16 protein-coding genes are annotated in these 21,919 nt (G+C 67.4%); 9 read left to right on the forward strand and 7 right to left on the reverse strand.

All coding sequences use genetic code 11. From position 1 onward, the window contains the following. Window positions 1-29: 29 nt before the first annotated feature. From LRP66_RS02215 to LRP66_RS02230, 4 genes are all read left to right on the forward strand, one after another. Complete coding sequence (locus LRP66_RS02215) at window positions 30-1,304, forward strand: spinster family MFS transporter (protein ID WP_230480857.1); 1,275 nt, start codon at window positions 30-32, stop codon at window positions 1,302-1,304. 25 nt (window positions 1,305-1,329) lie between these two features. Then, window positions 1,330-1,797: a YaiI/YqxD family protein gene (locus LRP66_RS02220; RefSeq protein WP_230480858.1), complete on the forward strand. Its 468-nt coding sequence runs from the start codon at window positions 1,330-1,332 to the stop codon at window positions 1,795-1,797. Between the two features lie 188 nt (window positions 1,798-1,985). Next, on the forward strand, window positions 1,986-2,420 hold the full coding sequence (locus LRP66_RS02225) for an FKBP-type peptidyl-prolyl cis-trans isomerase (protein WP_230480859.1): 435 nt from the start codon (window positions 1,986-1,988) through the stop codon (window positions 2,418-2,420). Between the two features lie 166 nt (window positions 2,421-2,586). Then, on the forward strand, window positions 2,587-3,426 hold the full coding sequence (locus LRP66_RS02230) for a hydroxypyruvate isomerase family protein (protein ID WP_230480860.1): 840 nt from the start codon (window positions 2,587-2,589) through the stop codon (window positions 3,424-3,426). A gap of 21 nt (window positions 3,427-3,447) precedes the next feature. Here the strand turns inward: LRP66_RS02230 and LRP66_RS02235 are convergent, their stop codons facing one another. From LRP66_RS02235 to LRP66_RS02250, 4 genes are all read right to left on the reverse strand, one after another. Beyond that, window positions 3,448-5,304: a tetratricopeptide repeat protein gene (locus tag LRP66_RS02235; protein ID WP_230480861.1), complete on the reverse strand. Its 1,857-nt coding sequence runs from the start codon at window positions 5,302-5,304 to the stop codon at window positions 3,448-3,450. 87 nt (window positions 5,305-5,391) lie between these two features. Continuing rightward, a complete protein-coding gene (locus tag LRP66_RS02240; RefSeq protein ID WP_230480862.1) occupies window positions 5,392-6,621 on the reverse strand; it encodes a glycoside hydrolase family 27 protein in 1,230 nt (409 codons plus the stop codon). A 16-nt stretch (window positions 6,622-6,637) separates the two neighbouring features. Then, window positions 6,638-7,984: a glycoside hydrolase 5 family protein gene (locus LRP66_RS02245; RefSeq protein WP_230480863.1), complete on the reverse strand. Its 1,347-nt coding sequence runs from the start codon at window positions 7,982-7,984 to the stop codon at window positions 6,638-6,640. 110 nt (window positions 7,985-8,094) lie between these two features. Further along, window positions 8,095-10,578 carry a glycoside hydrolase family 3 protein gene (locus LRP66_RS02250; RefSeq protein WP_443026649.1) on the reverse strand — a complete coding sequence of 828 codons (2,484 nt, stop codon included), beginning with the start codon at window positions 10,576-10,578 and terminating at the stop codon, window positions 8,095-8,097. 184 nt (window positions 10,579-10,762) lie between these two features. Between LRP66_RS02250 and LRP66_RS02255 the strand changes: the two genes are divergently transcribed. Further along, window positions 10,763-11,515, forward strand: a complete 753-nt coding sequence (locus LRP66_RS02255; RefSeq protein ID WP_230480864.1) for an SGNH/GDSL hydrolase family protein — start codon at window positions 10,763-10,765, stop codon at window positions 11,513-11,515. 66 nt (window positions 11,516-11,581) lie between these two features. On the opposite strand, the gene LRP66_RS18295 is transcribed toward LRP66_RS02255, so the two are convergent. Next, complete coding sequence (locus LRP66_RS18295; RefSeq protein WP_329959229.1) at window positions 11,582-11,947, reverse strand: hypothetical protein; 366 nt, start codon at window positions 11,945-11,947, stop codon at window positions 11,582-11,584. Between LRP66_RS18295 and LRP66_RS02260 the strand changes: the two genes are divergently transcribed. Continuing rightward, window positions 11,948-12,835 (forward strand): ROK family protein, encoded by an 888-nt coding sequence (locus tag LRP66_RS02260; RefSeq protein WP_329959230.1) that lies wholly within the window; start codon window positions 11,948-11,950, stop codon window positions 12,833-12,835. Window positions 12,836-12,894: 59 nt separating this feature from the next. Here LRP66_RS02260 and LRP66_RS02265 read toward each other — a convergent pair whose 3' ends face one another. Continuing rightward, the gene (locus tag LRP66_RS02265; RefSeq protein WP_230480865.1) at window positions 12,895-16,221 is read right to left on the reverse strand and encodes a TonB-dependent receptor; all 3,327 of its coding nucleotides are present in this window, start codon (window positions 16,219-16,221) and stop codon (window positions 12,895-12,897) included. 208 nt (window positions 16,222-16,429) lie between these two features. Here LRP66_RS02265 and LRP66_RS02270 point away from each other — a divergent pair, with 208 nt between their 5' ends. The 3 genes from LRP66_RS02270 to LRP66_RS02280 are packed head-to-tail and all read left to right on the forward strand — an operon-like array spanning window position 16,430 to window position 20,768. Next, window positions 16,430-17,956 (forward strand): tryptophan halogenase family protein, encoded by a 1,527-nt coding sequence (locus LRP66_RS02270; protein ID WP_230480866.1) that lies wholly within the window; start codon window positions 16,430-16,432, stop codon window positions 17,954-17,956. After that, the gene (locus tag LRP66_RS02275) at window positions 17,953-19,266 is read left to right on the forward strand and encodes a tryptophan 7-halogenase (RefSeq protein WP_230480867.1); all 1,314 of its coding nucleotides are present in this window, start codon (window positions 17,953-17,955) and stop codon (window positions 19,264-19,266) included. Before LRP66_RS02270 ends, LRP66_RS02275 begins: the two co-directional genes overlap by 4 nt. After that, window positions 19,263-20,768: a tryptophan halogenase family protein gene (locus LRP66_RS02280; RefSeq protein WP_230480868.1), complete on the forward strand. Its 1,506-nt coding sequence runs from the start codon at window positions 19,263-19,265 to the stop codon at window positions 20,766-20,768. Before LRP66_RS02275 ends, LRP66_RS02280 begins: the two co-directional genes overlap by 4 nt. A gap of 6 nt (window positions 20,769-20,774) precedes the next feature. Here LRP66_RS02280 and LRP66_RS02285 read toward each other — a convergent pair whose 3' ends face one another. Next, window positions 20,775-21,824, reverse strand: a complete 1,050-nt coding sequence (locus LRP66_RS02285) for a cupin-like domain-containing protein (protein WP_230480869.1) — start codon at window positions 21,822-21,824, stop codon at window positions 20,775-20,777. Between the last annotated feature and the right edge of the window lie 95 nt (window positions 21,825-21,919).

Here is a 21,919-nt window from a genome sequence, read left to right on the forward strand (position 1 = left end):
CGCCGCCATTTTCCCGTAAAGGCGACGGCATGAACTCCCGCCCATCCCCGCCGACCGACAGCCGCGCCGGACTGGTCCTCGCGATGCTGCTGCTCGTCTACATCTTCAATTTCGTCGATCGGCAGATCCTGGCGATCCTGGCCGCTCCGATCCAGCAGGAGTTGCATCTCAGCGACCGGCAATTGGGGCTGCTCGGCGGGATCGCCTTCGCGCTGCTCTATTCGACGTTGGGCGTGCCGCTCGCCTGGCTGGCCGACCGGACCAGCCGGAGCTGGGTCGTCACGGGTTCGCTGCTGCTGTGGAGCGGCTTTACCGCCTTGTGCGGGCTGGCGGGGGGCTTCTGGCACATCTTCCTGGCGCGGCTTGGGGTCGGCATCGGCGAGGCGGGCGGGGTGGCGCCGTCCTATGCGATTATCGGCGACTATTTCCCGCCACGCAGGCGCGCCTTCGCGCTGTCCGTCTATTCGCTCGGCATTCCGCTGGGGTCGGCGGCCGGCGTCTTGGCCGGGGGCTATATCGCCGCGCGGATCGACTGGCGCGCGGCGTTCGTCTCGGTCGGGCTCGCCGGCATCCTGATCGCCCCGCTCGTCCGCTTTGTCGTGCGAGACCGGCGCCCCGCCGCCGCCATATCCGCGTCGACCGACGCGCCGCGCTTCGCCGCGGTCGCGCGGACGCTGGCCGCCAAGCCGTCCTTCTGGCTGCTGTCCTTCGGCGCGGCCAGCGGATCGATGCCGGGCTATGGCCTGGCCTTCTGGTTGCCGAGCCTGCTCCGCCGCAGCTTCGGGCTCGACCTGATCGACAGCTCGCATTTCATCGCCGCGCTGCTGCTGATCGGCGGGACCAGCGGCATATTGGGCGGCGGCTGGCTCGCGGACAGGCTCGGTGCGCGCGACCGGGCCTGGTTCGCCTATGTCCCCGCCATCGCCTATAGCGTCAGCGTACCCTTCTACGCGGTCGGCATCCAGGGCGGCGACGCGCGCCTGGCCTTCGCGCTGTTCCTCCTGCCGCAGGCGCTGGCCTATGCCTGGCTCGGCCCGGTGCTCGCGGCGGTGCAGAATCTCGTCGCGCCCGAGGCCCGCGCGACGGCGGCGGCGCTGTTCCTGCTCATCAACAATCTGATCGGGCTGGGCGGCGGCATCTATGCGCTGGGGGCGCTGTCCGATGCGCTGGCGCCGATCTACGGCACGGACGCGCTGCGCCATTCGATGCTCTTCGCGCTCCTCCTCTATGCGCTGGCGGCGCTGCTCGTCGGATTGGCCGGACCGCGCCTGCGTCGTGACTGGGTCGGCGCCGTTGAACCCTGACCCCGGATCGTGGCAAGGAGCCATCGTGTCCGAACGTCCGAAGATCCTGGTCGATGCCGATGCCTGTCCCGTCAAGGACGAGGTGTACCGCGTAGCCTATCGCCTGGAGGTGCCGGTGACGGTGGTCAGCAACGCGCATCTGCGCGTGCCGCCGCATCCGCTGATCGCGCGGATCGTCGTGGGGGACGGGTTCGATGCGGCGGACGACTGGATCGCCGAACGCGCGGACGCGATGACCGTGGTGATCACCGCCGACATCCTGCTGGCGGATCGCTGCCTGAAGGCGGGCGCGGCGGTGATCGCGCCGAATGGCAAACCCTTCACACCCAATTCGATCGGCAACGCCGTCGCGGTTCGCGCGATCATGAGCGACCTGCGCGCGGGGGGCGACCGCATCGGCGGACCGCCGCCCTTCGCCAGGGAGGACCGGTCCCGCTTCCTGTCCGCGCTCGACACCGCGCTGACCGCGCTGCTGCGCAAGGCCACGCGCTAACCGCCACTTGATCTGCCGCCCGGCGGACGATTAGGGCGCGGGGATGAAGCCTTCATCCAGCGCCGTCCGGCCCCTCCTCGCCTCGCTCCTGCTTCCCCTGGCAGCGACCCTTCCTTCCCCGGCAGGAGCCCAGGGCGCCGACCGCGCCCGCCGCTGGCGCCGCGTCCGCCAATGGCGGGATCATCCCGTTGCCGCTCAATCCGATCGTCCCGGCGGCCCAGCGGGTCTGCACGTTGCGCACCCCGGCCGGGCTGGGCTACACCGTGCTTCGCCCCGGAACCGGCGCGCTGCCCGCCGCCGATGCGACGGTGCTGGTCAACTATATCGGCTATCTGAGCGCGACGGGCGCGGTGTTCGACCAGGCGATGCAGACCCCCATGCCGGTCGGCGAAGTGATCCCCGGCTTCTCACAGGGCCTGCAACTGATCGGCCGTGGCGGCATCCTGCGGCTCTGCATCCCGGCGGCACTGGGGTACGGCGCGCAGGAATCGGGACCGATCCCGGCCAATTCCGACCTCGTCTTCCAGGTCGAGATGCTGGACTTCAAATCGGCCGCCGAGATCGCCGAGATGCGCAAGGCTGCGGCGGCCGAGCGCCCTACCCCGCCAGCCGCGCAACAGTAAGACAGGCCGGGCGGCTATCCCGTTCCAAGGCCGATCGACGTTCCGCTTATTCTCCCCTCTCCCCTCTACGAGGGGCGAGGGAAGGACAGGCATAGTTGAATGTCGACCCGCCCCAACCGGCTGCGTTCCCCCTTGCCGTGTTCGGCGTCTCGCCTATCCTCCGGGCATGATCAGCCGCCGCCAAGCCATCGCCTCCTCGCTCGCGCTGTGCGCGACCGCGGGTATTTCCGCGCCGCCGGTCCGCCCCGGCCGCCTGAAACAATCGGTCAGCCGCTGGTGCTATGACAAGATTCCGCTCGATCGGCTCTGCGAGGCGGCGGTTCGGATGGGGCTGCAGGGGATCGACCTGCTGCAACCCGCCGAATATGAGGTTCCGCGCCGCTACGGCCTGCGCTGCACCATGGGCTATGCCGCCGACATGATGACGATCGCCGACGGGCTCAATCGGCGAGAGAACCACGCCGCGATCGAGCGGGCCTTTCGGACCGGCATCCCGCAGGCGGCGAAGGCGGGCGTGCCCAACGTCATCGCCTTTTCCGGCAACCGCAAGGGAATGTCCGACGAGGAGGGCGCGGCGAACACCGTCGCCGGGCTGAACCGGCTGAAGGCGATCGCGGAGGATCACGACGTGACGATCTGCGTCGAGTTGCTCAACAGCAAGGTCAACCATCCCGACTATATGGCGGACCATACCGCCTGGGGCGTCGACGTCGCCAAGGCGGTCGGGTCGCCCCGCGTCAAGCTGCTCTACGACATCTACCACATGCAGATCATGGAAGGCGACCTGATCGACACGATCCGCAAGAACATCGCCTATATCGGCCATTTCCACACCGGCGGCGTGCCGGGGCGCCATAATCTGGACGACACACAAGAGGTGAACTGGCGGGCGGTGGCAAGGAGTGTCGCGGACCTGAATTTCCAGGGCTATTTTGCGCATGAGTTCGTACCCACGGGCGATCCGCTGACCGCACTGGCGCAGGCGGTCCGGACCTGCACCGTCTGAGCGACGCCGCCTGCGGGCTGCCTAGCGAGCGCCGCCCGTCGTCGCGCCTGGTCCGACCAGTCCGGCGACAAGTGCCTGGGCGCGCGGACGCTCGGGGCTGTCATAGGGGCCCTGCGCCACCGGCATGGCGATGCGGCGCGCGACGGTGACGCCGCCCTTCGCCGCCAATGCCTCCGCCAGGTCGACGCGCGTCGCAGGGGCGTTGGGCACGGCGGTCAGCGCCGCCTGCAACCCGTCGATCGCGTTATCGGGCACGCTCTGCCCCAACAGGGCGAAGCTGCGATAATAGGCGGGCAACGGCTCGACCGCGCGCACATCCAGCCGGTTCGCGGCCGCGATCGCCTTGCGCGCCTCGACCAGCGCCGCGTCGCGCGCCGGTCCGGCTTGCGCATCGGCCTGCAGCACGCGCGCCATGCCGACCCAGGCACGGGCGTCGGCATCCTGCGGGGCGAGCGCGACGGCGCGGTTCGCGGCCGCCAGACATTCGTCGGCATGGCCGCTTCGACATTCCGCCTCCGCCAACAGGCGTTGCGCGCCATATTCGCCGGGCCATTTCGCCGCGTCGCGCCGCAAGCGTTCGAGCCAGCGGTCACGCCCCCGGAGCGCCTCGTCCCGCGCCTTGGCGATCGTTCGGGCGGCATCGGGCGGGGTATTGGCGGCCGGGGCGGCGGGTATCTCGACGCGCGAACCGAGTTCGAGCTGCCCCTGGACGAACGCCGCCTCCCCCTCGGTCAGGCGATGGACCACCGGCTGCTCGATCAGCGAGGGCGCATAGGTGACCGACTCATAGGGCTTTCGCGCCCCGAAATAGCTGCGCAGTTCCTTGGCCAGCACCTGTTGGTCGCCAAAGACCTTCGCCGCCGTCTCCGCATCGGCACCGCCTGCCCTGAGCGCCAGATACTGCCGGAGCTGCGGACGCCTGGTGTCCGAGAAGAGCAAGAAATGGGTAAGCATCCAGGCATGGATCGGCGTCCATCGGGTCTTGCGCGGGTTCTCCGCCAGATAGTGATCGTTCAGCACATCGCGGATCGGGTAGCTGCCGAACAACTGCAGCACCGACGACGTACCCGGCGGGCTGCGGCCATATTCCAGGACATTGTCACGCCGGACGACGAGGGTCGAAAACACCTCGCCGAAGCCGTCGAGATACCAGCGCGGATAGGCCGCCGGGAAATAGGTCTGGAGATAATGCTGCGCGTACCCGGCGTAGATCAGGCTGTCTGCACTGATCGGGATCGCCTTCTCGCCAAAGGTCGGGCCGTTTGCGCCCGCGCTCGCCATGCCGGACACGGCGAAATCCCCGATCGCCGCACTCGACAACGCCGCCTGCGACGCTGGATCGGCACCGCCCAATTGTGCGCGCAGCGCCGGGTCGGACAGGACGGACTGAACGCTCATCGCATTGAGCATCGAGCGTTCGATGATCGCGCGCTGGTCGACCCGCGTCGTCGCCAGCACCGCCCCGGTCTCGCGCGGATCATAATAGCGCATCGCGGAGAACAGGTCGGCGAAGGGCCCCTGCTGCCAGCGCCGGTTGCGCAGGTCCATCGCCTGGAACATCGGCACGTCGCCGATCAGCGTGATGCGCAGCTTGACCGTCGGATCGGCCGCATCGGTCCGCCCTAGCAATCCGGACAACAGGAAGTGGAGCCGCTCGATATTGCGGGTGATGCGGAGGAGATCGGCCTCCGAACCGTCGCTAAGCACGACGACGTGACTCGTCTCCGCCTCGCGCCAGTTGCTCAGCTTGGAGCGGACGCCCTGCACGACGACATCGGGGCCCGACTGGGTCGCCGGGGGACGACCGGACGCGGTCTGCGCCGTCGCCTCCGTCCCGAGCAAAACGACACCCGCGATCGCAAGCCAGCAACGCCGCATCCATCCCTCCGTAACCGGGACTTATGCGAACCGGTCGGGGGTCAGGCTATCACAGGATGACGCCTGCCCCAAGCGGCTGGACGGCGCTCAGGAAACCAGCCGGATCATGACGACACCGTGCGGCGCGACCTCCGCTTCGTAGCGGCGCGATACGCGGCCCAGATCCCTGTGCGACCACAGATCGCGCGCGCGAAGCGCCGTCTTCGCGGGCAGCCCGAGCATCGTCCAGTCGGCCCCGATCCGCGCCGGGGTTTCGCCGCGATTCCACAGCAGCAGCGTGCGCCCGCCATCGGCCATCGGCTTGACCCAGACCTCCTGCTTGCCGTCGCGCGCCACGCGGTGACCCTGGGTGCCGAGCGGATCCTGATCGACCGCGATCACCTCCTTGTTCAACAGGATCTCGCGCGTCGCCGCCGACATGCCCGCCACGTCGTTGCCCGCGATGAGCGGCGCGGCCATCATCGCCCAGAGCGAGAAATGCGCACGATATTCGGCGTCGTTCAAGCCGCCATTGCCGACCTCCAGCATGTCGGGGTCGTTCCAGTGGCCCGGCCCGGCGAAGGGCCAGAGCGGCTCGTTGAGATCGACGATCGACGCGATGCCCCAGCTATAGCCGTGCTTGCCTTCCCATTTGTCGGTGATGTCGCCGGTCGTCCGCCACATATTGCCGATCCTGGCGCCCCAGAGCCAGGGCCTGGAATTGCCCCACTCGCACAGCGAGAACAGGATCGGCCGCCCCGTCGCGCGCAACGCGTCGGCCATGGTCGCATAGGCCTCCTCCGCGTTGCGGACGCCGGTCGAGCACCAGTCGTATTTCAGATAGTCGACGCCCCAGCGGGCATATTGCAGCGCGTCCTGATATTCATGCCCCTGGCTGCCGGGACGACCGCCGCAGGTCTTGGTGCCCGCGTCGGAATAGATGCCGAACTTCAGCCCCTTGGCGTGGATATAGTCGCCCAGCGCCTTCAGCCCGCCGGGAAAGCGCGTGCGATCCTCGGTGATGAAGCCGTTCGCGTCGCGCGGGCCGTGCCAGCAATCGTCGATGACGATATAGTCGTATCCCGCCGCCTTCATGCCGTTGGACGCCATCGCATCCGCCGTCTTGCGGATCACCGCCTCGTTGACGTTGCAGGCGAACTTGTTCCAGCTGTTCCAGCCCATGGGCGGGGTGAGCGCCAGGCCGTTGGCGGTCCGCTTGGGGTCCTTGGACGGGGCGAGCGTGTTGGGGTCGGTGTCCAGCACCTCCTGCGCCAGGACGGGTGCGACCTGGAGCATGAGCGCGGCGGCGGCCAGCGGACGAATGACGCGACGGAGCATGACGATCGTCCCTGGCTCAGCGGGTCTTGGGAAGGCGAGCGATCGCCTTGGCATGGTCGGCGACAAGCCGGACGGTCGTGTCGCCGGTGAAGATGCCGTACCAGCCCTGCGGCTCATGCGGGGGATCGCCCATATATTGGCCATCCCCGTCGCGGAAGCGATAGTCGGGATGCTGCGCCCGCGCCTCGCCATTCCAGGCCCAGAAATTGGTGCCCGCGATCGGCCCGCCCTGCCGCATGTCGCGCAGCGCCGCGGCATAGATCAGGCCGTAGAAACGGTCCTTGAACGTCGTCGCGACCTTGGGATCGTTGCTGCCGCCGTCGCGCGGATAGCCGAACTCCTCGATGATGAGCGGCTTGCCGAGTTGTCGCGCATAGCCGACATGCTTGGCGATATAATCCTGGGTCAGCGTCTCGCCGCGCTTATAGGTGTTGGCGAGGTCGGTCTGCTTCACCCAGTCCCAGTTGTTCGGCCAGATATGCGCGGTCAGATAGTCGATCTCGGGGATGCCATGCTCGGCCAGGACGATCCCCGGCTGCTCCAGCGCGCCCTTCAATCCTTCGGAGCCGGTGCAGACCAGATGATGGGGGTCGAGCGACTTGATGAGCTTCGCGCTGTCGCGGACCCAGCCGTAAAACTGGTCGAGATTGGCATGGGCCGCGTCGCCCGCCGGGCGTGGCTCGTTGGAGAGCTGCCACGCCATGATCGTCGGATCGGTGGCATAGGGCTTGCCGGTGACGCTGTTGGTCCGCGAAACGACCGTACGGATCCAGTCGTCATACATCGCCCTGGCGCGGTCATTGCCGTAGAATTGCGCGTTGAAGTTGGCGAAGGCGGGCCAGGGGTGCGCGGGATCGTTGGCGTTGATGAACGTGCCGCCGTTCACATAGGACAGATAGGTCATCATGCCCCCCGACCATTCCCAGAAGTTGGTCAGGTAGAGGACGGCGCGCATGTCGCGCCTGGCCATCTCGGCAAGCGCATAGTCGAGCCCCGCGAGCAGCGTCTGGTTGATGGTGGTGGCGGTGCGGAAACCCGGCTTGATCGAGTTGCGTAGCGGGCCCTCCTCGGCCGAGGCGAGGATACGCAGGTTGGTCACCCCCATCGCCGCCAGCGCGTCCAGTTCGCGCCCCAACCGCGCGCGGTCGCCATAAGGAGCATCGGCACCCAGATAGGCGGCGTACCAGATATTGGCGCCGGCGAAGCGATAGACATCGTCGCCGATCATCAGCCGCATACCGTCGCGCCGGACAAAGGCGCGCTCCCCGGCCCTCGCGTCGGTGGCCAGCGCCGGGACACCCGCCGCTCCGGCCAGCAGCCCCGCCGTACCCAGAAATGCGCGACGATCGATCGCCTTCGTCATCCTCTCAATCCCCTCTTCGTCCCGGTCCCTTGGCGGGCCTGCTGTGACTCATACGCTTGGTAGAAATCGGGGGCGGCCCGCTATCGAGCCACCCCCGCCCGATCCGTCGTTCAGCGGACCCCGCAGCTCACCGGCCCCGGAGGCGCGCTGGCGATCCGGATCGACGATATGTCGAGGTTCAGCTTGCCGCTGGTCGCGATGATCCAGGGCTTGGACACCGCGCTCATCGCCACGCCGCCATCGGCGAAGCAGCGCAGCGGCACCGCGAGCTGGCGCCACTGCCCCAATTCACCCTTGAGTGCCCCGGTGATCGGCACCGAGGCCAGTTTGCCGCCTTCCATGCCCAGCGTCACCTCGCCACTAGGCGCACCGGTGACGCGATAGTCGAGCAGCAGGCTGAGTTGCCCGTTGGACTCGCGGGTGATGTCGATCGGCTTGGCCTCCTCGATCGATGCGCCCGCCGGAGCGGTGCCAGCAAAGGCGAAGCGAAGGCTGTCTTCCTGCGCGGCGCGATCGACACGGGTCTGCTGGACCGGACCCATCACGTTCAGTCGCGCACCGGCGACCACCCGACCGCGAACGAACAGCGCGTTCTGGTCGCCCGCCGCCACGGCCGGGCGTGCCTCGCTCAGCATCGGCACGGTTGCACCCTGGCCATAGGTCAGGCCATAGCCGATCGGGAACAGCGGATCGTAATTGGGATCGCGCTTGTTCAGGACATACTGGTCGAGCCGCTTGGGCCAGGAGAAGCTGAGCTTGCCGTGGAAGTCGTTGCGCGGCTTGCCGTCGCGCCCGGCGATCAGCACGTCGGCGACGCCGCCGCCCTCGGTGCCGGGCAGGAAGGCGGCGACGAAGGCGTCGGCCGCGTTCAGCTCTGGATTGACCCAGAGCGGGCGGCCCGACAGGAACACCGCGACGACCGGGATACCGGCGGCCTTCAGCTTCTTGAGCAGCGCCAGGTCGCTCTTGTCCTCCGGGCTGTATTCCAGCGTCGGGCGGTCACCGGTGAATTCGGCATAGGGCGTCTCGCCGAAGACGACGATCGCCGCGTCGGGCTTGGCGGAATAGCTGCCATCGACCGCCAGTGTCGCCTTGCCGCCACCCGCCTTGACCGCCTCGTCGATGCCCGACCAGATCGACTGGCCGTTGGGGAAATTGGCATTGGTGACGCCCGTCCCTTGCCAGGTGATCGACCAGCCGCCCGCCTGCTGTCCGATATTGTCGGCACCGCGCCCCGCGACCAGGATATTGGCGCCGGGCTTGAGCGGCAGGATATTTCCGTTGTTCTTCAGGAGGACGAGCGACTCGCGCACGGCCTGGCGGGCAATCGCGCGATGCTCGGGTGCGCCGATCAGGTCGAACTTGCCGCTGACCGGACGCGACGACGGACGCCCAGCCTCGAAGCTGCCCGCCAGCACCTTGACGCGCAGGATACGCCGCACCGCATCGTCGAGACGCGCGGCCGGGATCGTCCCGTCCTTCGCCTCGCGCAGCGTGTTGGCGTAGAGCTGCTTCCAGCCCGGTCCCGAATACATGAACATGTCGAGCCCGGCGTTGATCGCGGGCGCGCAATCCTCGTTGGTGCAGCCGGGCACCTGGCCATGCGCGTTCCAGTCGCCGATGGTGAAGCCGTCAAAGCCCCAGCGATCCTTGAGCACGCCGGTCAGCAGGCTCTTGTTACCGGTCATCTTGGTGCCGTTCCAGCTCGAGAAGCTGGGCATGACGGTCAGCGCGCCAGCGACCAGACCGCTGCGATAGCCCGCGGCATGGACGTCGCGCAGCACCTCCTCCGACACGCGCGTATCGCCCTGGTCGCGGCCACCGGTGCCGCCGTCGCCCAGGAAATGCTTGATCGAGGAGATGACATGGCCGGGCTTCATGAAGTCGCCGCCGACGCTACCCTGAATCCCCTCGACCATCTTGCCCGCATAGGACTCGACGATCGCCGGATCTTCCGAATAGCTTTCATAGGTCCGGCCCCAGCGGTCGTCCTGGACCACCGCGACGGTCGGCGCGAAGCTCCAGTCGATGCCGGTCGCCGCCGTCTCGGCCGCCGTCGCCGCGCCGATCTTGCGGATCAGTTCGGGGTCGCGCGCCGCGCCCAGCCCGATATTGTGCGGGAACAGCGTCGCGCCGACGATATTGTTCGCGCCGTGCACCGCGTCGGTGCCCCAGATGAGCGGGATTTGCGGCCGACCGTCGCTTCGATTCGCCGACGCATCGTAAAAGGCGTCGAAGAGCTTCAGCCATTCGGGCGCGGGCGCGAATTCGTCGTTGTTGGGGGCCGAGTTGCCGCCGTTCAGGATCGAGCCGAGCTTGTACGTCTCCAGATCCTTGGGGCTGATCGAGGCGATGTCGACCTGGATCAGCTGGCCGACCTTGTCCTCGACGGTCATGCGCGACAGGATCTGATCGACCCGCGCCTCGACCTTCGCATCCCGCTGACGCTTGAGCGGCAGCTTGGGCCAGAGATCGGGATGCGCGACCGCCGCCGGATCGGGGGCGAGCGGTGCCGCCTGCTGTCCGATCGCACCGCTACTCAGCGCGGTGGCGGCCACCAACATGGCCAGGCTGCGGTTGAACCCCATCGTCATTCTCTCCCTTTGGCTTTGCCCCGACGTGCCGGTTTCGGCACGCCGCTGTCAACAAAACTTATTTCAACTTTTCTTATACCGGGATTAGGGTGGAGTCACCTCGGCGGGCCCACCCGGCGGGTTAAAAAAGGAGAGGCGGCATCCGGCGGTCGGAGGCACGCCGAAAGCCATGTTGGAGACGTCGATGCGCCTTGCCCCTGCCCTGCTGCTCCTGACCGCGACCACTGCCTCGGCGCAACAGACATCCCCCGCCCCGCCGCAGGCCGTATCGGCCGCGAAAGCGCCCGACGAAGGCGAGATCCGTCTCCATAACGACTTCGGTTGGCTGGGCCGGTATCAGGCGGCGAATGCCCGCGTCACGGGGCCGGTGACGGTCGTCTTCATGGGCGATTCGATCACCCAGGGGTGGTTCGACAAGATGCCCGGTTTCTTTACGCCCGGTCGCGTGGGGCGCGGAATCGGCGGACAGACGACGACGCAGATGCTGCTCCGCTTTCGCCAGGACGTGATCGACCTCAAGCCGCAGGTCGTACAGATCATGGCGGGGACCAACGACATCGCGGGCAATACCGGCCCGATGACGCCCGAGCAGACCGAGGCGAACATCATGTCGATGGCCGAACTGGCGCGCGCGCACGGCATCCGCGTGATCCTGGCCTCCATTCCTCCCGCCGATCACTTCCCATGGCGTCCGGGCCTCGACACGGCGTCGCGCATCGCGGTGCTCAACGGCTGGCTGAAGGACTATGCGCGGCGGACCGGCGCGACCTATGCCGATTACTGGTCGGCGCTCCATGACGGGCAGGCGACCCGCGCAAGCCTCACCTATGACGGCGTCCACCCCAACGAAGCGGGCTATACCGCGATGGCGCCCGTGGCGGAGGCCGCGATCCGTAGCGCCATGGCCAAGCCGAAACCGCGTCCGATCGCATCGTGACGCCCCCGGCGGCGGGCGCCACCGATTGAGCTTTGCGGTCGCTCCGGCTACCAGCGAAAGAAAACATCAGGAGGCATTACGGAGAGTCTGTTCGGAAAGCCGAGCGCCGCCGATCCGATCGGTGGCGCCAACCGACGCGATGCGCGACTGTCGCTTTCGCTGTCGGGGACGAACCTGGCACGCGCCGGTGACTATAATCTGCGCACCGTCCTGCAGGCGATCCGCCTTCGCCCGGAAACGACGCGCGTCGACATCGCGCGGCAGACGGGCCTGACCACCGCGGCGATCGCCAACATCACCGGCAAACTGGCTCAGGCCGGTCTGATCCGGGTCGCCGGGCGTCGAACGGGCGGACGCGGCCAGCCCGCGCTCAAGCTGACGATCGAGCCCGATGGCGCGTTCGGCATCGGCATCAATATCGACCGTGACCACTTGACCCTCGTCACGCTCGACCTGGCGGGCACGGTGCGCAGCCGGGTGACGCGGGAGATGCGCTTCCCCATGCCGCAGGACTTGCTGTCGTTCCTCCGCGATGCGCTGGACACCGCCATCGCGCAGGGCGGGGTAGACCGCACCCGGGTGGTCGGCGTCGGCATCGCGATGCCCGACAAGATGGGAAGCATCGCCATCCCGCATGCCCCTTCGGGCTATGCGATCTGGGACGATACCGACCTGCCCCGATTGCTGGCCGACCTGCTGCCCTGGCCGATCCACCTCGACAACGACGCCGCCGCCGCCGCGCTGGTCGAGGCGGAATATGGCACGGGATTCGACAATCCCAATTTCTTCTACCTGCTGATCAGCGCGGGGCTCGGCGGTGGCCTGGTCATCGACCGTCACTACCGGCGCGGCGCTTCGAACCGTTCGGGCGAGATCGGGCTGATGCCCGATCCGGGTCTGGGCAGCGAGGACGCGTGCGTGCAGGACACCGTGTCGGTATCGGCGCTGCTCGATCGGCTGGCGGCGGCGGGATATGCGGTGCCCGACGTGCCCGCACTTGCCGATCTGCCCGACGAGGCCGAGCCGACGGTCGCACGCTGGGTCGCGGACTCGGTTCGTGCGCTGACCGGGCCGATCATCGCGGTCAACTGTCTGGTCGATCCCAACGCGATCCTGATCGGCGGACGCCTGCCCGGTGCACTGATCGCACGACTGGCCGATGCGCTCGGAAAACGCCTCGCCGGGGTCGCGATGCCCCGCTCGGCGCCGATCCTGCCCGCAAGCATCGCGCAGGACGCCCCCGCCGTCGGCGCGGCGATCCTGCCCTTCCTCGACCATCTGGTGCCGTCCGACGCGACGCTGATCCAGGCCGGTCGCTGACAAAAAAGGGGGCCGCGACACAGGTCGCGACCCCGATATATCCCAGGGAGGGGATGGCTTTAGTAGGTCAGGCGCACGCTCATCTGGAACTGGCGATCGCTCTTGAACCAGGTGCGCGGCGCTTCCAGGCCGGTCTGGTTCAGCACGAAGGTCGTCCGCGTCGTCGCGTCGAGCAGGTTCTGGACCTGCAGACCGATCTTGAACTGCTTGTTGACCGTGTAGAACAGCGAGGCGTCCGCCTGGCCCGTCGCCAGTGCATAGACCGGCAGGAACGGGAAGCAGCAGTCGCGGTTGGTCAGCAGATACTTGGACCGCCAGCTATACGCGATGCGCGCATAGATGCCGTTGAAGTCGTAGAAGGCCGAGACGTTGAAGTTATACTTCGACAGCTGCGCCAGCGGCAGGGTGTTGTAGAGCCCCGTCACGTCGACCGGCGGACGGCTGCCATCGGCCGGACCGTTGGCGGGCGTCGCGTTGGGGATCTTGCCCGGATCGATATAGGTGAACGTCGCCTGCGTCCCCAGTCCGCGCAACAGGCCCGGCAGGAAGTCGTAGGTCTGCTGGTACGAGATTTCCGCACCCTTGATGTTCGCCGTACCCGGAGCATTGGCCGGGCCATTCACCGACACGGCGAACGTCTGGCCGTTATTGGTGAAGTTCCGGATGAAGCCGTAATTGTCCAGGATGATGTTGGACAATTCCTTGTAGAACACCGCACCGGTCAGCGAGCCGACCTTGGCGAAATACCACTCGGCGGTCAGGTCGAACTGCTTGGCATCGACCGGACGCAGATAGGGGTTCCGGGCCGACGACTGGAAGCCGTAGGAACCGGTCGTGTTGCCGCCCGCCGGGGTGAGCCCGACGAAGTTGCGCAGGTCGGTGAAGGCCGGGCGCGATATCGCCTTGGACGCGGCGATGCGGAACAACAGGGTCGGCGTGACCTGATACTTCAGGTTCAGGCTGGGCAGCCATTTGTTGAAGCTCTGCCGCGCGACGTCGGTCGTCGACGCACCATTCGAGAAGGCGACGATCGCCGCCTGCTGCTGCGCCGTCAGCGTACAGATCGGGCGAACGGTGTTGTTGGTGTTCGGCGAGGCGCAGAAGGCGGCGACGGTCGGGAAGCCGCCGAGCGTCGTCGAGATCTGCGGGAAGGTGACGCCGCCCGACGACTCGTCCTGGGTCCGGACGAAGCGAAGGCCGATGTTACCCGACAGGCTGGTCTGCCCGCCGCCGATATTGTCCGCACCGAAGTCGATCCGCGCATAAGCCGCGTAGGTACGCTCACGGATGCGGTAGACCTCGTTCGGCAGGAAATAGCCGTCGATCAGGTTCGTCCCGCGATCCTCGAGCGGTACGTAGCCGCCGCCCGATGCCTTGGTAGCCTGGCGAAGCAGCGCGGTCAGCGCGTCATGGTTGGTCAGCAGCGAGTCCTGCAGCGAGATGGTCGAGGGCGGGGTCACCGCCTGACCACGATAGAAATCGCTGAAGTTCAGGCCGGTGACCGCACCCGGATACTGCGAGGCATAGGCGGGGCCGCCCGAGGTCCAGGTGTCCGACACCGCACCCCAGTTGTTATAGTCGTTCGTCTTCACCGTCTGGTCGCGATCGGAATAGCGGCCGCCGACGCGAACCTTGCGCAGGAACGAGTCCTCCGACAGGTCGTACTGCGCGTCACCCTTGAACGCCCACTCGTGGCCGTCGCTGTTGGTGCGGTTGTTCATCGCGTCGCGGATGTAGATCTTGGTCGGGTCGCTGAAATAGGCCGCCGCCGTCTGACCGTTGGGCGGGATCACGTTGACCAGCGGCACACCGTTGCGACCGTCGATCGACACGCCCGAGAAGGTCGCCAGTTCGATGACGTCATCCGAATCCCGGCCCTTCGAATAGACATATTGTCCGTCGAAATTGAGGTGCAGGCGCTCGGTCGGATCCCATTTCAGGTTCAGCGACTGGTCCTGGGTGAACCCGTCGGTCTGGAAGTAGCGATTGGCCAGCGTGGTATATTGCCCGCCACCGTTGCGGATGAGCGTGCCCGAGGTGAACAGCCCGTTGGCGTCATAGGTCGGCTGGTTGAACGTCTGGCCCGCGAGCGGCGCATTGGGGTTGTAGCCCTGCGGGAAGATCGCGTTGGCATCGGCGTAATAGACATTCGGTTCGACCGTGTGGTCGAGCCAGGTCTGCTTCGATTCGGCGCGCAGGAACTGCGCGGTGAGGAGCAGGTTGCCGCTGGCATTCTCATACTGGGCCGAACCCGAGTAACCGATACGCGTGCGGTCGAAGTCCTGCATACGCGAGCCGGCGCCCAGCGGCACATAGACCACGTTGCGACCCGACGGCACCGGATAATGGTCATAGGCGGTTGTGGCATAGGGCGTACCGGCGTTGATAGTGCGGCCCTCGCCCGCATCCTGCACGCCGTTGCCATTGGCGTCGTCATTGTAGCGCGGGATGAACGCCGAATAGAACACCGAGTCCGAACGGCTATACTGCTCGTTGTAGCTGGCGCTGGCGAGCAGGCCGAAACGGCCGCCATTGCCCAACTGCCACTGCTTGGAGAACAGGCCGACCACGGCGGGCGCGCTGCGCTTGGCGAAGTCGCCATAGTTCACGCTGCCCGAGAGATAGATCAGCGTGTCCTTGGTATCGAACGGCTTGCGCGTATTGATGTTGACGGTGCCCGAGATACCGCCCTCGACCAGGTCCGAGGTGAGGTTCTTGAACACCTCGACCGAGCCGACCAGTTCGGTCGGCACGTCGTTGAAGCCGATCTCGCGACCGCCCGACACGCCGAAGCTGTCGCGACCGTTGAACTCGCCGCGGACATAGCTGAGGCCGCGAATGGTGACGCCCGAACCCTCGACCGAGAAGTGCGCGGTGTCGCTGGCGGCGGCGAAGCGGGTGATCGCCACGCCCGGCACGCGCTGAAGCGCCTCGTTGACCGAGCGGTCGGGGAGCGCGCCGATATCCTCGGCGGTGATCGCGTCGACGACGGTGTCGGCGTTGCGCTTGATCGACTGCGCATTGGCAAGCGACTGGCGAAGGCCGGTCACGACGATGTCGCCCTCGTTCGCGGTCTGGGCGGCGGGGGTCTGCACGTCGGAGGCGGTCACGTTGGACTGGTCCGGCGCGGTCTGGTTCGGGATCGAAAGGCTGTTGGAGATGGGCTTCTTGCCCGCCGCGGCACCCGCCGGAACGCTGCTCTGACCCGGTGCGGTCGCGGCGTCGGTCTGCGGCTTCGACTCGTCGTCACGCGACGCCGGAGCGGGCGCGGTCTGCGCGAAGGCGGCCGTCGGAACGAACTGCGCCGCCGTACACAGGGCCAGCAATGACGCCGTTGCCGTCAAACGATTGCGACGCGCCTCTGCGCGCACAGAATGCCTCTGCATCATCCCCTCAATCCTCTCCTAGAACCCTGTTTTGGCCGCCGTAACCTCGACGCCATCACTCGCAGTTAACGCATGTAAAATCTGATTTAGCTGCGGTTAAATCGGTGCCGGATCGGGTACAAGTGAATTATAGCAACTTGATTTCGTTATTACGGAATTGCATCTTAGTGTTGCTGGCGGGTGACACCATCCGGCTGGGGGAGGAGTGATGACGGGCGATCCCGGGGCCGATCGGCCCGTGCGCGTGGTGGTGGTCGGCGGCGGCACCGCCGGTTGGATGGCGGCGGCCGGCCTTGTCGGCCTGCTCCCCCGCGCGTGCAGTGTGCATCTGATCGAATCGGAAGAGATCGGTATCGTCGGCGTCGGCGAAGCAACCCTGCCGCATCTACGGCTCTATCTGGAGCGGCTGGGCATCGATGAGGCCGCGTTCATGGCGGCGACCGATGCGACCTTCAAACTCGGCATCGAGTTCAGGGACTTCGCACGCATCGGCGACCGCTACATCCACCCGTTCGGCACCTATGGCCGCCCCCTGGGCAGCGTCGGATTCCACCATTACTGGCTCCGCCGTCATGCCGAGGGTGCGGGGCTGCCGCCGATCGGCGCCTATTCGGCCGGTGTGGTGGCCGCCGAAGCCCGCCGGTTTGAACGACCGGGCACCGACGCCGAGGATCCGACGACCAGCTTCGGCTATGCCTATCAGTTCGATGCGACCCGCTTCGCACCCTTCCTTCGGCGCTGGGCAGAGGAACGCGGCGCTTCGCGTACCGAAGGGCGCGTTACATCGGTCGATCGTGACGGCGAAGACGGCCTCATCCGCGCCGTCCTGCTGGCCGATGGCACCCGGATAGAGGGCGATCTGTTCCTCGATTGCTCCGGCTTCCGCAGTTTGTTGCTCGGTCAGGACCTGTCGGAGCCGTGGGAGGACTGGTCGCACTGGCTCCCCTGCGACCGCGCCGTCGCGGTGCCGAGCGTAACCCCCGATGCGCCGACCGAGCCCTTCACCCGCGCCACCGCCAGCGAAGCGGGATGGCGCTGGCGCATCCCGCTGCGTCACCGCGTCGGCAACGGGCATGTCTATGCCAGCGCATTTTGCAGCGACGAGCGCGCGACCGACGCGCTACTGGCCGGACTGGACGGTGCGCCGCTGGCCGAACCGCGCTTCCTGCGTTTTCGGGCAGGGCGACGGCGGCGCAGCTTCGTCGGCAACGTCGTGGCGATCGGGCTGGCATCGGGCTTTCTGGAACCACTCGAATCGACCAGCATCTATCTGGTTCAGGCGGCGATCACCGCCCTGGTCGAGCATTTTCCCGACACCCGCATCGCTCAGATCGATCGCGACGGCTTCAACCGCGCGATCGATGCCGAATATGACCGGATCCGCGACTTCCTGATCCTCCATTACCATGCGACGACCCGCGACGACTCGCCCTTCTGGAACCATGTCCGGACCATGACCGTGCCCGATAGCCTGGCCGAGAAAATGGCGCTCTGGCGCGCGACCGGACAGGTTGCGCATTACCGCCACGGGCTGTTCCTCGAGCCGAGCTGGATCGCGGTCTATCTGGGACAGGGTATCGTGCCGCACGGATGGGATCCGCGCGCCGACCGTCCCGATCAGGCGGGATTGGACCGTGCGTTGTCCGGTCTGTCGCACGCGATTGCCGAGCGGGTCGGCCGGATGCCGGGCCATGATGCGGCGCTGGCGTCGATCGTGGCGGGGACGGCGGCATGAACATCCGAAACCTTCCCAGCAGGATCGCCGTCGTCGGCGGCGGCCCCGTGGCGCTGACCGCCGCGATCGGGTTCGCACAGGCCCTGCCGGACGCGACGGTTCACTGGATTCCCATGCCGGTCGCGGAGGCGGCGCTCGCCGATCGGTGGCCGCTCGTCCTGCCATCGGCGCAGGCGATGCTCGCACGGCTGGATTGTCCGCCCGACCTTCTGCGCCGACACGGTGTGGCGACGCCGCGCCTGGCCACCCGCTTCGACGACTGGAGCCCGGATGGCGCATTCTGGATGGTCGCTGACGAGCCTGCGCCCGCATCGCCGGGGATCGCGCTTCACCAGCTTTGGCTGCGCGCCGGGAGCAAGACCGGTTTTCACACTCTGAACCCAGCCTGCGTAGCGGCGGATGCGGGGAACGTCCCGCCCGCCATGCAGCCAGCGCTGCACTGCTCCGCACCCGCCCTGACCCAGGGCCTTGCGTCCCTGGCGCGCCAGAGCGGGGTGGTCACCGCCACGGCACCGCTGGCGCGCGTCGCGCGCGGATCGATCGGTGTCGAGGCGCTCGACCTCTCCGACGGCCGCCGCATCGCCGTCGATCTGGTGATCGACGCGACCGGTCCCGACCGGCTGGTAGCCACCGGGCAGGGTTTCGAGCCGTGGGATGCGTATCTGCCCTTTCGCCATTTGCGGATCGTGCCCGACGCGACCCCGCCCTCCCCCATCGACCGCTATCGTGCGGTCGATGGCGGCTGGTCGGCGCGCTGGCCCGGTGCCCGCGCCTCGGCATCGGCGAAACGGGACGCATCGGGCGGCGCCATGACCATCGAACCGGGACGATTGGCTGCGCCGCTGCGGGACAACGTCCTGGCGCTCGGTGACGCGGCGGTTCAGCCGGGGCTGCTCGGCCTGACGGGCTTCACGCTCGCGCTGGCGGGGCTGGCGCTCGCGCTCGAGCTGTTGCCGGTCGGCGACGACATGGCGCTGTTGGCGGCCGAATATAATCGTCGGGTCAATCAGCGTTCCGACCGGATGCGCGACTATCTGGCGGCGCACCAGCTGTGCCTCAAGCCAAATGCCGAAGCGATGCCCCCTTCGCTCGCCGCCACGCTGGCGCAGTTCGCCCGGCGCGGCACCCTGCCCCCGGTCGACGAAGATTCGGTCGAGCGCGATGCATGGATCGCCGTGCTGATCGGGCAGGGCCTTCGCCCCGAGCGCGCCGATCCGATCGCACTTGGACTCTCGCGCGACGAGGCGCGTCGCGCCTTGGGGAATTGGGCTGGACAGGCGCGCGCCGCCGCCGGAAAGCGCACCGCATGACCCACGCCCCCATCGATCACGTCGTCATCGTCGGCGGCGGCACCGCCGGTTGGATGATGGCCGCCGCCGCCGGCCGCTATCTCGACAATGGCAGCCGCCGCATCACCCTGATCGAATCGGACGCGATCGGCACGGTCGGCGTGGGCGAGGCGACCATCCCCTCGATCCTCAACTTCAACGCGTTGCTCGGCATCGACGAGGCGGAATTTCTCCGTGCGACGCAGGGCAGCTTCAAGCTGGGTATCGAGTTCGACGGCTGGCATCGGCCCGACAGCCACTACATTCATCCCTTCGGCCATTATGGTCGCGACATTCAGGGGCTGAACTTCCATCAGCTCTGGTTGAAGATGCGCCACGAAGCTGGCGTCGGGCCGATCGGCGACTATTCGTCCTCGACGGTCGCGATGGAACGGGCGGTGTTCGGCAAGCCGCAATCCGATCCCCGCTCGCCCCTGTCGGGGCTGGCCTATGCCTATCATTTCGACGCCGGGCTCTATGCCGCCTTTCTCCGCCGCCGTGCCGAAGCCGATGGCGTCGCGCGGGTCGAGGGGCGGATCGTCGACGTCGAACGCGACGCCGGGGGCGATATTGCGGCCGTCCGACTGGAGGATGGCAGCCGGATCGCGGGCGACCTGTTCGTCGACTGTTCGGGCTTTCGCAGCCTGCTGCTTGGCCAGACGCTAGGCGTCAAATTCGAGGACTGGTCACACTGGCTTCCCTGCGACCGGGCTATCGCGGTGCCGACCAAGCGGACCGAACCGCTACTCCCCTATACCCGCGCGACCGCGCACGAAGCGGGCTGGCAATGGCGGATCCCGCTCCAGCATCGCACCGGCAACGGCGTCGTCTATGCCAGCCGTTTCATGGACGACAACGCGGCGGAGGCCTTGCTCCTGTCCCGCCTCGACGCGGCGCCGACCGCCGCGCCCCGGCGCCTGTCCTTCACCGCCGGGTGCCGGACGCGGCTTTGGGAGCGCAACGTCGTCGTGCTGGGTCTGGCGGGCGGGTTCCTGGAACCGTTGGAATCGACCAGCATCCACCTGATCCAGCAGGGCATATCCAAGCTGTTCGCGCTGTTTCCCGACAAGCGCATCTCGTCGGTCGAGCGCGACGAATATAACCGGCAGATGGGGGACAATTACCGCGCGATACGCGATTTCATCATTCTCCATTATCACGCCACCGCGCGCGACGACTCGCCTTTCTGGAACCATGTCCGCACGATGCCGCTGCCGGAGACTCTCTCCCGCAAGATCGCGCTGTTCCGCGAGAAGGGGCGGATCTTCCGCTATGAGGACGAGCTGTTCGCAACGCCGAGCTGGGTCGCCGTACTGCTGGGCCAGGGGGTTACGCCGGAGGGTTATGACCCGGTGATCGACGCGCTGGACGACGACCGCGTCCTCAGCGCGTTGCGCCAGATGCGACAGGCCACCGCCGCCGCCGTCGCCGCGCTGCCGCCCCATCCGGTCGCGCTGGCGCACATCCTGGATCCGGCTCGCTAAGGGCGGTCAGGTCGCACCCAGAATCCGGCGCAGGAAGCCACGAATGCGCTCATCGCGCTCGGGCGATGGCGGCCCCAATATGCCTCGCGCGGCGGTCGGCAGGTGGTCGGCGACCCGCCCCGCCTGCTCGCCGAAGACGTACAGATCGAACCAGTCGCGCAACGCGGCGCGCTCGGCAGCGGGGCGGTCGCGCACCGCCAGGATCGCGTGGATCAGCGCGGCGAAGGGTGCATCGGGGGTGCCGCGCGTCCACCAGTAATTGACCAGCAGGTTGAGCGGCCCCTCGGCACGGATCTCGTGCCACCACTTGGCAGGGATGTAGATGGCATCGCCCGGCCCGAGTTGCGCAACCTGCGCCGCCGCCTGCGCGTGGACGAAACGCGGGAAACGGATGGAATCGGGCTTCTCCAGATCGACCATGCTGGTCGGTTGCCCCGCCATCGTCATGTCGAGCGGGCCGACATACAGATTTTCCGCCTGCTCGGGCGGGAACAGCACGACGCGACGGCGTCCGGCCGCCACGGCGGCGATATTGCTCGCCATGTCGTAATGCGCCGAGACGCGACTGCCATTGCCGATCCACAATCGCGCCTGTGCATCGCCGACGGGCAGCGGCAGGACATGGTCGCGCGTCCAGCCGGGGAAATGCTCGGCCGCCGTGCTGGCCCCGGCATAGAGGGCGGGCGGCACAGGCTGCTGCGCGGCATCGACCAGCGCCTCGAGCAGCAGCGGCAGGGGAATCTGCGCCCGCTCGAAATTGAAGCCGGAGAAGTCGTCGCGGTAGAAGAAGCGCCCGCCGATCGACGGATCCCCCGCCATCAGCCCCAGCGGCCGACCGCCGTCATAGCGCCGGAGATAGTCGGCGAGCGCGCCGACCCCCTGTCGTCCGGCCGCGACCACCGGCCAATGCGCGATAAGGCCGCGCATCACCACGGGCCGCGCCTCATCGACGAGCGCGAGGAACCCCTCGAGCGTCGTCGGCGCCACGCGTTCGGCAACCGGCGCGGCCTGCGCTACCCAGTCGCCAGCGATCGATGTTCCGGGGTCCTGTGTCATGACGATCCAACCGTGTCAGCGAATACATAAAAAAGGAAATGATTTTCGTTGCATCACCAGGCGCCGCGATTAGCAATCGGCGCGAAGGGGGCATG

This window comes from Sphingomonas sp. Leaf21 (assembly GCF_916858675.1).
Taxonomy (GTDB): domain Bacteria; phylum Pseudomonadota; class Alphaproteobacteria; order Sphingomonadales; family Sphingomonadaceae; genus Sphingomonas.

Bases quoted from the DNA above. Each gene is read 5' to 3' on its own strand.
- LRP66_RS02230 (WP_230480860.1), top strand. From the start codon at position 2,587: ATGATCAGCCGCCGCCAAGCCATCGCCTCCTCGCTCGCGCTGTGCGCG.
- LRP66_RS02265 (WP_230480865.1), bottom strand. From the start codon at position 16,221: ATGCAGAGGCATTCTGTGCGCGCAGAGGCGCGTCGCAATCGTTTGACG.
- LRP66_RS02240 (WP_230480862.1), bottom strand. From the start codon at position 6,621: ATGCTCCGTCGCGTCATTCGTCCGCTGGCCGCCGCCGCGCTCATGCTC.
- LRP66_RS02270 (WP_230480866.1), top strand. From the start codon at position 16,430: ATGACGGGCGATCCCGGGGCCGATCGGCCCGTGCGCGTGGTGGTGGTC.
- LRP66_RS02215 (WP_230480857.1), top strand. From the start codon at position 30: ATGAACTCCCGCCCATCCCCGCCGACCGACAGCCGCGCCGGACTGGTC.
- LRP66_RS02235 (WP_230480861.1), bottom strand. From the start codon at position 5,304: ATGCGGCGTTGCTGGCTTGCGATCGCGGGTGTCGTTTTGCTCGGGACG.
- LRP66_RS02280 (WP_230480868.1), top strand. From the start codon at position 19,263: ATGACCCACGCCCCCATCGATCACGTCGTCATCGTCGGCGGCGGCACC.
- LRP66_RS02255 (WP_230480864.1), top strand. From the start codon at position 10,763: ATGCGCCTTGCCCCTGCCCTGCTGCTCCTGACCGCGACCACTGCCTCG.
- LRP66_RS02285 (WP_230480869.1), bottom strand. From the start codon at position 21,824: ATGACACAGGACCCCGGAACATCGATCGCTGGCGACTGGGTAGCGCAG.
- LRP66_RS02275 (WP_230480867.1), top strand. From the start codon at position 17,953: ATGAACATCCGAAACCTTCCCAGCAGGATCGCCGTCGTCGGCGGCGGC.
- LRP66_RS02250 (WP_443026649.1), bottom strand. From the start codon at position 10,578: ATGACGATGGGGTTCAACCGCAGCCTGGCCATGTTGGTGGCCGCCACC.
- LRP66_RS02245 (WP_230480863.1), bottom strand. From the start codon at position 7,984: ATGACGAAGGCGATCGATCGTCGCGCATTTCTGGGTACGGCGGGGCTG.